Below are 705 nucleotides of genomic sequence, written 5' to 3'. Positions count from 1 at the left end.
GGTGACACCTTCACGCCTCGAACCTTTAATTCTCTCTTATTGGATGACCCAAACGGGTTGGACACTGAATGCTGAACAGTTCGAGCAAGCGAAAGAAGCTATAGCTGAATCCGTTCTCGATGTATCAGAACTGGTTATGGAGCGTGGGGTTTTGTGGGGGACACCTCAAGGCATTTCTCCTACGACAAAAGACGTTGAGTCACTACCGAAAAGGATTTCTCATCAGCCGTTGAGATGCTGAACCAACAACCTGTTTCTCTGTTTATTGTTGGGCAGACCACTGAACAAGACATCGAAAAGTCGGTACTGCCATATTTGGCCGCAGTGACGCGTAAATCGGATTTTGAAGGCCGTGAGTCTGTATTGCCTGCGGGATATCACACTCTGGAACAGGCAATCCACGATGAAGATAAATCTACAGTCACCATCAAAAGTGAAGCGGACATGATGTGGACACCAGAATCGAGTTTCTTGGTATCAACGCTGAATCCAATTGTACAAAAAGCTCTGAAAAACAAGCTTCGTCATGAACTTGGTGGTGTGTATTCGATTCGATTTGAGATGACTTTGAATAAAGACAATAAAGTGCGCTTATCGACAGAGTTTACTACGGCACCAGAGAAAGTTGATCTGTTAGTGGCAGCTCATAATACGGTGTTAGCAAACCTATCTCAGCAACTGCCTTTGGAAAACTACCCTCGTATT

General features: G+C 44.8%; 2 protein-coding genes. Both read left to right on the top strand.

The genetic code is table 11. The annotated features are described in order from the left end of the window. On the top strand, positions 1-241 hold a 241-nt coding region (locus tag KIV40_RS28685), incomplete at its 5' end, for a hypothetical protein (RefSeq protein ID WP_285352620.1). Then, the coding region (locus KIV40_RS28680) for an insulinase family protein (protein WP_285352618.1) at positions 235-705 on the top strand (471 nt) is incomplete at its 3' end. The genes KIV40_RS28685 and KIV40_RS28680, both read left to right, overlap by 7 nt.

The sequence above is a fragment of the Vibrio sp. D173a genome (genome assembly GCF_030248475.1).
Note: the sequence above shows the minus strand (reverse complement) of the source record. Positions and strands in the feature narration are given on the sequence as shown.